Source organism: Acidobacteriota bacterium, assembly GCA_030774055.1.
In the GTDB taxonomy this organism is placed as follows: domain Bacteria; phylum Acidobacteriota; class Terriglobia; order Terriglobales; family Acidobacteriaceae; genus JACPNR01.
Window position 1 is genome coordinate 93,996 of the sequence record JALYLW010000137.1, and the last position, 10,218, is coordinate 104,213.

General features: G+C 62.6%; 7 protein-coding genes. 6 read left to right on the forward strand and 1 reads right to left on the reverse strand.

Translation table 11 applies throughout. The features are described from left to right. Positions 1–297: 297 nt before the first annotated feature. Entirely contained in the window at positions 298–627 is a 330-nt protein-coding gene (locus M3P27_11685; protein ID MDP9268968.1) for a carboxymuconolactone decarboxylase family protein, read from the reverse strand. A 152-nt stretch (positions 628–779) separates the two neighbouring features. On the opposite strand from M3P27_11685, the gene M3P27_11690 reads away from it, so the two are divergent. The 6 genes from M3P27_11690 to M3P27_11715 all read left to right on the forward strand — a co-directional run bounded on the left by M3P27_11690 (position 780) and on the right by M3P27_11715 (position 10,205). Continuing rightward, on the forward strand, positions 780–1,445 hold the full coding sequence (locus tag M3P27_11690; protein ID MDP9268969.1) for a phosphoribosyltransferase: 666 nt from the start codon (positions 780–782) through the stop codon (positions 1,443–1,445). A gap of 105 nt (positions 1,446–1,550) precedes the next feature. Beyond that, complete coding sequence (locus tag M3P27_11695; protein ID MDP9268970.1) at positions 1,551–4,427, forward strand: aconitate hydratase; 2,877 nt, start codon at positions 1,551–1,553, stop codon at positions 4,425–4,427. A gap of 96 nt (positions 4,428–4,523) precedes the next feature. After that, on the forward strand, positions 4,524–5,201 hold the full coding sequence (locus tag M3P27_11700) for a TetR/AcrR family transcriptional regulator (protein MDP9268971.1): 678 nt from the start codon (positions 4,524–4,526) through the stop codon (positions 5,199–5,201). A 1-nt stretch (position 5,202) separates the two neighbouring features. After that, complete coding sequence (locus M3P27_11705) at positions 5,203–6,333, forward strand: efflux RND transporter periplasmic adaptor subunit (protein MDP9268972.1); 1,131 nt, start codon at positions 5,203–5,205, stop codon at positions 6,331–6,333. Then, positions 6,330–9,470, forward strand: a complete 3,141-nt coding sequence (locus M3P27_11710) for an efflux RND transporter permease subunit (GenBank protein MDP9268973.1) — start codon at positions 6,330–6,332, stop codon at positions 9,468–9,470. Before M3P27_11705 ends, M3P27_11710 begins: the two co-directional genes overlap by 4 nt. 192 nt (positions 9,471–9,662) lie before the next feature. Continuing rightward, entirely contained in the window at positions 9,663–10,205 is a 543-nt protein-coding gene (locus tag M3P27_11715; protein MDP9268974.1) for a porin family protein, read from the forward strand. Positions 10,206–10,218 lie beyond the last annotated feature (13 nt).

Below are 10,218 nucleotides of genomic sequence, written 5' to 3' on the forward strand. Positions count from 1 at the left end.
GCAGTGGCCTTGGCCGGTGCAGCGTCTCGCATCCGCCGGTCACGGACGCGGCGATTCGCCGCCTTCCTGTCTTTCAGGTTCTGCCTTGCTTTATCCCCATTGATCTTCGACATCCGAATTTCCTCCGGCCGGCGGCCGCTGTCTTGACGGACGGTGGCAGAGCCATCCTACCGTCTTCACGGACGCTTACCAAGGGGCGGGGGTAGGGAAGTCCAGACGGCGCAGGCCCGGCAGCCCGAGATGTCTCCAGGCCACCGCTCAGATGCCATTTCCGCCCGCGCCGGTGGGTTACTTCTCCTACTTGTCGTAGAACTTCAGCGCCATCGCGCCATGGGTCGCGGCGCCGCCGGCGCGCAATGCGGCTGCGAGCAAGGCGCTCTCCACGATCTCCTCGCGGCTCGCCCCCGCGCTCTTCGCCGCCTTGGTGTGCACCTCGATGCAGTACGGACACTGCGTGGTGCAGGCAACTGCCAGCGCGATCAGCTCGCGATACTTCCGCGGGATGGCCCCATCCTCGCGTCCGACTATCTTGTCGAGGTTCAGCCACGCATTGAACTCGGTGGGCGCAAGCTTGCCCATCTCTTTCAGGAGCCGCAAATCAGCTGGATCATGGTAGTGGTCGCTCATCTTGCTCTGCCTCCCGTACTGGTTAATCTCCGCCCGTGGACGGCGCGCACTATTGGACGCGGCGCTCGCTCGCGCGGACTCACAATATAGAAAATGACGCCGACTTCCGACACCAGTTTTCCGCAACCTTGCCGGGGGAGCAGAATACAGGCATGTTGTTCGGCGCGTTGTTCAACGACCGTAGCGACGCCGGGCGCGTCCTGGCTCGCCATCTCGAGCGTTTTCGCGGGCACGCCGATCTGGTGCTGGCCCTGCCGCGAGGCGGAGTGCCGGTGGGGCATGAGGTGGCCGCTGTATTGCAGGTGCCGCTCGACGTGTTTGTAGTGCGGAAGCTCGGCGTGCCGGGGCAGGAAGAGCTGGCGATGGGCGCGTTGGCCTCGGGTGGAGTACGTGTGTTGAATCGCGATGTGGTCAACGCCTTGGCGATCTCCACCGAGACCATCGATGCGGTCACACGACAGGAGCAGGCGGAGTTGGAGCGCCGCGAGCGCCTCTACCGCGGCGACCGGCCGCCACTCGACGTCGCGGGGAAGACCGTCATCCTGATCGACGATGGCCTGGCGACGGGCTCTACGATGCGTGCGGCGGCCGCGGCCCTGCGCGCGCGCAAGGCAGGGAAGATCGTCGTGGCCGTGCCGGTGGCGGCGCAAGCGGCATGTGACGAACTGCGGGGCGAGGTCGACGAAGTCGTGTGCGCGGTGACGCCGGCTCGATTCGTGGCGGTAGGCGAGTGGTACAAAGAGTTTGGGCAAACGAGCGACGACGAGGTCTGCGAGCTGTTGCGCGTCGATGGAATGCCGAATGCCCCCACCGGCTAGCGGTTCCTGCCACTCGCTTCCGATTGTTTCTCGGTGTAGATTGTTAGGTTTCACGCTGCTTCAGGATTCTGGCCGTGCGCAGCGCGGCCCCGGGAGACGCTCGCGATGCACTCACGTTTCGATTCGCTCAAGGAATTCGAAGCTGGCAAGGGCAAGAAGGCGAAGTACTACTCACTGCCGCACCTGGAGAAGGCCGGCGTAGGCAAGGTTTCCCGGCTGCCGGTAAGTCTTCGCATCGTGTTGGAGTCGGTGCTGCGGAATTGTGATGAGAAGAGCGTCCACGAGAAGGACGTGAAGGCGCTGGCGAACTGGAAGCCGGTCGAGGAGCGCACCGAAGAGATCCCGTTCACCGTGGCGCGCGTGCTGTTGCAGGATTTTACCGGCGTGCCGCTGCTGGTGGACCTGGCAGCCATGCGCGCGGCCGCTGTCCGCATGGACAAGGATCCGGGCATCATCGAGCCGCTGGTGCCGGTGGACCTGGTGGTCGACCACTCCATCCAGGTGGACTACGCCAACGTACAAGACGCGCTGCGCCTCAACATGGAGATGGAATTCCGGCGCAACAACTCGCGCTACGAATTCCTGAAATGGGGCATGCAGGCGTTCAAGACGTTCAAGGTCGTGCCACCGGGCGTGGGTATCTGCCATCAGGTCAACATGGAGTACCTGGCGAAGGGCGTCATCGAGAAGGACGGCGTCTGCTACCCGGACACCCTGGTGGGCACTGACTCCCACACCACGATGATCAATGCGATGGGCGTGGTCGCGTGGGGCGTGGGTGGCATCGAGGCGGAGGCGGCGATGCTCGGGTTGCCGTTGCACTTCCTCACGCCCGACGTCGTGGGCGTGAACCTTACCGGCAAACTGAAGCCGGGCACCACGGCGACGGACGTTGTATTGACGCTGACCGAGCTGCTGCGCAAAGAGAAAGTCGTGGGGAAATTCGTGGAGTATTTTGGCGAGGGCGCGGCGTCATTGGCGGTGACCGATCGCGCGGCCATCGCGAACATGGCCCCGGAGTATGGCGCGACCATGGGCTTCTTCCCGGTCGACGAGCAGACCATCACCTATTACAAGTTCACGGGACGCAGTGCGGAGCATTGCGAGCTCGTCCGCGCCTACTACCAGGCGCAAGGATTGTTCGGCATGCCGACCCAGGGTCAGATCGACTACTCGAAGGTCCTCGACCTCGATCTGGCTACGGTGCAGTCGAGCGTGGCCGGCCCCAAACGGCCGCAGGACCGCATCACGATCGACGCGCTGAAAGAGAACTGGGCGCACCTGCTGCAAGCACCGTTGAAGGAGAACGGCTACGGCAAGGAGCCGCAGGAGGCCTCGCGGCGTTTCTTCACCGAGATCGGCGTCCGCTATCCCCAGCGTCCGGTGGCGGGCGGCGGCGAGCAGGCGCCGGATACGCTGCCGCACGGCTCCGGGTTGGTGAGCATCCGCAACACGGCGGTCGCGACCGAAGAAGAGATGATGAACAACCGTCCCACGCCCGACACCGTGCACTCGCCGGAAATGCTGCCCGAGGAATTCCCCAAGCAGCGCGTTGAGATCGGGCATGGCGAGGTCGTGATCGCGGCCATCACCTCGTGCACCAACACGTCGAACCCGAGCGTGATGCTGGCCGCCGGGCTGCTGGCGAAAAAGGCGGTGGAGCGCGGGTTGAAGATCAAGCAGACGGTGAAGGCGTCGCTTGCTCCCGGTTCGCGCGTGGTGACGGAGTACTACCGCAAGACCGGGCTCGACCGTTATCTCAACGAACTCGGCTTCCGCCTCGTCGGGTACGGCTGCACCACGTGCATCGGGAACTCCGGGCCGCTCGATCCGGTGCTGGAAAACATGATCGCGAAGAATGATGTGATCGCGGCCAGCGTGCTGAGCGGCAACCGGAATTTCGAAGCGCGTGTGCATCAGGCGGTGAAGGCGAACTTCCTGATGTCGCCGCCACTGGTGGTGGCCTTTGCGCTCGCCGGGTGCGTGAACATCGACCTGACGAGAGAGCCGCTCGGGCAAGGCAAGAACGGCGAAGACGTTTTCCTGAAGGATATCTGGCCCACGCCCGAGGAGATCGAGGCCCTGATGGGCAGCGCGCGCGATGCCGACACCTATCGCACCATGTATGCGAGTCTCGATAGCGTGAGCGACCTGTGGCAGAAGGTGGAGACTATGGCGGGGGAGACCTACAAGTGGAACCACGATTCGACCTACATCCAGGATCCGCCCTACTTCGAGAAGTTCGGGATGACGCCGCATGAGGTGCGTCCGATCAAGGGCGCGCGCCCGCTGGCCATCTTTGGTGACTCGGTGACCACTGACCACATCTCGCCCGCAGGCTCGATCAAGCCGACCTCGCCGGCGGGCCTCTACCTGCAGGATCGCGGTGTGCCGATCGAGGAGTTCAACAGCTACGGTTCGCGACGGGGAAACGACAAGGTGATGGTGCGCGGGACGTTTGCCAACGTCCGCATCAAAAACCTGATGTTGCCGGGCACGGAAGGCGGCATCACCATCCACTATCCCAGCGGCGAGAAGATGAGCATCTACGACGCCGCGATGAAGTACCAGGGCGCGCACATCCCGCTCGTCATCCTTGCCGGACACGACTATGGCATGGGAAGCTCACGCGACTGGGCGGCGAAGGGCACGGCGCTGCTGGGTGTGAAGGCGGTGATCGCGGCTAGCTTTGAGCGCATCCATCGCTCGAACCTGGTGGGCATGGGCGTGCTGCCGCTGCAGTTCGAGCACGGGGCAAGCGCCCACTCACTCGGGCTGAAGGGGAACGAGACCTTCGACGTCACTGGCGTGGACGAGCTCAAGCCGCGCGCGCTGGCAACGTTGGTCGTGCATCGCGACGACGGCACCACGCAAGACGTTCCGGTGCGCGTACGCATCGACACCCCGGTCGAAGTCGATATCTATAAGCACGGCGGCATCCTGCCGTTCGTGCTGCGGCAGATCATCGTGGCGGCGAAGTAAGCGGAACTGTCTTGGTACCGGCAGTAACACTCTTTTAACAGAGAGAGAGTCTTGACAGAGGTGTTACGACCGTTATCATAGTAAGTACCCACTTACATGCGCGTTGCCGCCCAGGATCGCAAGCAGCAGATCATCGACGTCGCATCCGCTCTCTTCGCCCGCAAGGGCTTCCAGGGAACCACGACGCGCGAGATCGCGGACCGCGCGCGCGTGAACGAAGCCATCCTGTTTCGCCATTTCCCTTCGAAGGACGGCCTGTACTGGGCGGTGATCGAAGACCGCTGCACGCGGGCGCGCCGGCTGCAGAGCCTCGAAGCCACGCTCGACTTGCAAGCTTCGGACTACGAGATCTTCCGCGTGATCGCGGAAGACATTCTGCGACGGAATCGGGAAGACAAGGATCGAACCAGACTGCTCCTGTTCAGCGGCCTGGAAAATCACCGGCTGGCACGCCGCTTCTTCAAGACCTATGTGGCCTCGTATTACCGGATACTCGCGCGGCATATCGAGCGCCGAATCGACGAGGGAGCATTCCGTCGGGTTGACCCCTTGCTGGCGGCGCGCGGTTTCATGGGGATGATCTTCTACCACAACCTGGTGCAGGAGATCTTCGGCGGCGGGATGTACCAGGATTTCGAGCCGGAGACGGTCAGCGCGGAGCTCGCCGATATCTGGCTGCGTGGTGTGTTGGTCCCGCCCAAAACGAATAACGACGGGTATACGTCTAAGAACGGTGGCAAGGATAGCAATGGGAGAGATGGGAGAAAGAGATAACTTGGCTCGTTTACGCGCACTAACGCCTGCATCGTTCCTGCTCGGCCTGGCCCTCGCCGGCCTGGCGGGCTGCTCCACCGAAAAAGCACAGAGCGCGGCGCCGGCCGCGGTGCCGGTGACGGTCGCGACGGTCGAACAGAAGACTGTGCCGCTCACCGTACGAGCTATCGGCGAGGTGCAAGCGTATTCCACGGTCGAGGTTAAATCGCATCTGGCCGGCCAACTGGTGAGTGTCCACTTCGGCGAAGGGCAAGACGTCCACAAAGGGCAACTCTTGTTCACCTTCGACCGCCGCCCCACCGAAGCGATGGTGGCGCAAGCGCAGGGGAACCTGGCCAAGGCTCAAGCCGAACTAGCGCAGGCGCAGACCAACACGGCGCGCTACGCCAAGCTCATGCAGGAGGGCGTGGTGGCGCGTGAGCGTTACGAGCAGGAGCAATCCAGCATGGAGTCGCTCCGCGCCACGGTCCAGGCCAGCCGCGCGGCGGTTGAGACTGCCAAAGTGCAGCTGAGCTACGCCACCATCTACTCACCCATCGATGGCCGCACCGGCGGCCTGCAGGTGCACGCTGGCAACATGGTGAAGGCAGACGAAGCGTCCCTGATCGTGATCAACCAGGTGCGCCCCATCTATGCGCGCTTCACCTTGCCGGAGGCATTCCTGCCGCAGGTGAAAGCGGCGATGGCGAAGGGCAAGCTCAAGGTGGAGGCGACGGTCCCGAAGACGAGCACGCCACTCTCTGTCGGCTATGTGAGTTTTGTGGACAATGCCATCAATCGCGAGACCGGAGCGATCGCACTGAAGGGCGAGTTCGTGAACGAAGACCGCAGGCTCTGGCCTGGGCAGTTCGTGGACGTGATCATGACGTTGGCGGAAAAGCCGAACGCGATCCTGGTGCCGACTCCGGCGATCCAAACCGGACAGCAGGGGCAATTCGTTTATGTGATCAAGAGCGACATGACGGCGGAGACGCGGACGGTGAAGATCGGGGGCGTGGTGGAAGACAACACCATCATCGAGCAGGGCGTGCAGCCGGGTGAGCGCGTGGTCACAGACGGACAATTGCGACTGCTGCCGGGCTCGCGCGTAGAGATCAAGGCGGCAGTCGGTACGACCGGGAGCGGGCAATGAACGTAGCCGAACTATTCGTTCGCCGTCCGGTCATGACTACGCTGGTGATGGCGGCGATCCTGATTTTCGGACTCGTGGCCTACCGGGCGCTGCCGGTGAGCGACTTGCCGAACGTGGACTTCCCGACCATCCAGGTCTCGGCGAACCTGCCGGGCGCCAGCCCGGAGACCATGGCGTCCGCAGTCGCCACGCCGCTGGAGAAACAGTTCTCGACCATCGCCGGCCTCGATTCGATGACCTCGGCGAATTCGCTGGGTTCCAGCTCGATCACGCTGCAGTTCGCGCTCGACCGCAACATCGACGCGGCCGCGCAAGACGTGCAAGCGATGATCGCCAAAGCACAGCGCGATCTGCCGCAGGATATGCCGGCGCCACCTTCTTATCAGAAGGTCAATCCGGCCGACCAGCCCGTGCTCTACATGGCGCTCTCCTCCCCCGTGCTCCCGCTCTCGCAGGTGGATGAATACGCGGAGACCCTGCTGGCGCAGCGCATCTCGATGGTCTCGGGCGTGGCGCAGGTGCAGGTGTTCGGCGCGCAGAAGTACGCGGTGCGCGCGCAGCTCGATCCGCGCCAGTTGGCGGTGCGCGGTCTGGGCGTGAACGAAGTGGTGAGCGCCATCCAAACCGGTAACGTCAACCTGCCTACCGGCACCATCTACGGTAAGCAGGAAGCGGTGACGGTGCAGGCGACCGGCCAGTTGACCAATGCTGCCGCCTATCGCCCCTTGATCGTCGCCTACCGCAACGGTTCGCCGGTGCGCCTGGAAGAATTAGGACATGTGATCGACAGCGTGGAGAACGACAAGATCGCGAGTTGGTTCAACGCCGATCGCGCCATCACGCTGGCCATCCAGAAACAACCAGGCACGAACACCATCGCGGTGGTCGATTCGATCATGCAGTTGTTGCCGACGATCCGGAAACAGATTCCCGCGTCGGTCTCGCTGGGCATCGTCTACGACCGCTCGCAGTCCATCCGCGAGTCGGTGAACGACGTGAAGTTCACGCTGCTGCTCACCATCTTCCTGGTCATCCTGGTGATCTTCCTGTTCCTGCGGAACGTGTCGGCGACCATCATCCCCAGCATGGCGCTGCCCATGTCGATCATCGGAACGTTCGCGGTGATGTACCTGCTCGGCTACACCATCGATAATCTCTCGCTCATGGCGCTCACGCTTTCGGTGGGCTTCGTGGTCGATGACGCCATCGTGATGCTCGAGAACATCGTGCGCCACATGGAAGCGGGCGAGAAGCCGTTCCAGGCTACGCTGCGCGGCGCACGCGAGATCGGGTTCACCATCATCTCGATGACGCTTTCCTTGGCAGCCGTGTTCATCCCCGTGCTGTTCATGGGCGGCATCCTTGGGCGGCTGCTGCACGAGTTCGCGGTGACCATCAGCGCGGCCATCCTGGTGTCGGGTCTGGTGTCCCTAACGCTTACGCCGATGTTGTGCTCGCGCTTCCTGCGTCCTCACGCGGAGCAGCACCATGGCAAGTTCTATCTGCGTTCGGAGCAGGTATTCGAGACCGGGTTGGGTTACTACGCGCACTCGCTCGGCTTCGTGATGCGGCATCGGTTGGCCACCATGGTCGTCTCTGGCGTGTTGGCCCTGGCGACGGTGGGATTGTTCTGGTATATCCCCAAGGGCTTTTTGCCGAACGAAGACATCGGCCAGATCCTGATCTTCACCGAGTCCGCGCAAGGGACGTCGTTCCAGAGCATGGTCAAGCACCAGCGGGAATTGGCGAAGGTCATGCTGGCAGACCCATACATCGACTCGTTCATGTCGAGCGTGGACAATCGCTTTGGCGGAGCGACGAACGTGGGCCGTTTCTTCGCCCGCATGAAGCCGCGCGGCCAGCGTCCGTCGGCGGAAGAGGTGATCGCGGAGCTGCGGCCGAAGCTGGCCGCGGTGCCCGGCGTGCTGGCGTATCCGCAGATGCTGCCACCCATCCGTATCGGCGGGACGCTGACCAAGAGCCCGTATCAGTTCACGCTCCAGGATTCCGACACCCAGGAACTCTACGAGTACGCGCCCAAGCTGGAAGCGAAGATGCGCAAGCTGGGCATGCTCACCGACGTGAACAGCGACCTGCAAATGAAGAGCCCGCAGCTCAACATCACCATCAATCGCGATCGCGCGTCGACGTTGGGAGTGACAGCAGACCAGATCGAGACGGCCCTGCAGATGAGCTATGCCTCGCAGCAGGTCTCCACCATCTACGCGCCCAACAACCAGTATCGCGTGATCGTGGAGCTGGAGCCGGAGTTCTACGGGGATCCCAAGTCGTTGTCGATGCTGTATGTGCGCTCGGGCAGCGGACAGTTGGTGCCGCTCGACTCGCTCGTCACCGTGACGCGCACGCTCGGCCCGCTCTCCGTGAATCACCTTGGCCAGTTGCCCGCGGTCACCATCTCGTTCAACGTGAAGGAAGGTGTGTCGCTCGGCGACGCGGTCGCAGCTGTCTATAAGGAGGCAGGCCAGGCGCTGCCTTCGACCATCAGCACCAGTTTCCAGGGAACGGCCCAGGCGTTCGAATCGTCATTGAAGGGACTGGGCCTGCTGCTGGTGATGGCTGTGCTGGTCATCTACATCGTGCTCGGCATCCTTTATGAGAGCTTCATCCATCCCATCACCATCCTTTCCGGACTGCCTTCCGCGGGCTTTGGTGCGCTGCTCACGCTGCTGATCTTCCACAGCGAATTGAACCTCTATGCCTTCGTCGGCATCATCATGCTCGTTGGCATCGTGAAGAAGAACGCGATCATGATGATCGACTTCGCGCTCGAACAGCAGCGCACGGAAGGGAAGGACGCGGCCACGGCGATCTACGATGGCTCGCTGGTGCGCTTCCGGCCCATCATGATGACCACCATGGCGGCGTTGATGGGAACATTGCCCATCGCCTTGGGCTGGGGCGCGGGCGCGGAGTCGCGGCGCCCGCTGGGCCTGGCCGTCGTGGGCGGCCTGGTCGTCTCCCAGGTGCTCACGCTCTACATGACGCCGGTGGTCTACACCTACATGGAATCGTTCCAGCAATGGCTGCGCAGGTCGCGTCGTAAACCGGAAGAAGAAGGATTGATCCGGGAAGAAGAGACGGTCGGCAGCGGTCCCCGCCGGCTGGCCGGCGATTAGACTCCGGCGCCGCACAAAGACGCAACGAAGCATCTGCTCGTGCGTCTAATCCTGTTGAACACTCATTCATATTGGATTGTAGGACGTACTACCGCTGGCATACGCGGAACGAAGATAGTCCGCGGTGTCCGGCACAACCAGCATTCATATTTCCAAACCAACATTCATACATATTTCATTGGAGACTAATAAATGCGTAAGGCTCTTCTCGCTATCATTGCCGTCTTCGCACTTTCATTCCTTGCGATGGCACAAGACACACCCAAGTTCGAGGTCTTCGGCGGATACCAGTACCTGCGCTTCAACCCAGGCGGCGGCATCGACGGCATCAACGCCAACGGTTGGGAAGCCGCGCTCAGCGGCAACGTCAACCGCTGGTTCGGGCTGAAGGCCGATTTCAGCGGCGCGTACCAAGGCGACCTGCTGGGCTCGGGCGTCAGCGGCAGCATGCATACCTACACTTTCGGTCCCGAGTTGAGTCATCGCATGGCGAAAGGCAGGTTGTTTGCGCATGCCCTGTTCGGTGGCGCGCACCTCAGTGGTGGGGGCGTATCGGATAACGCTTTCGCGATGCGCATCGGCGGTGGCGGCGATTACAACATCAACGACAAGCTGGCGTGGCGCGTGGTGCAGTTCGATTACCTGCCCACCCACTTCGACTTCGGCACCGGCGACGACTGGCAACACCACTTCGCGCTCTCGACCGGCGTCGTGTTCCGCTTCGGCAGCAAATAAGCGCGCAGCACCC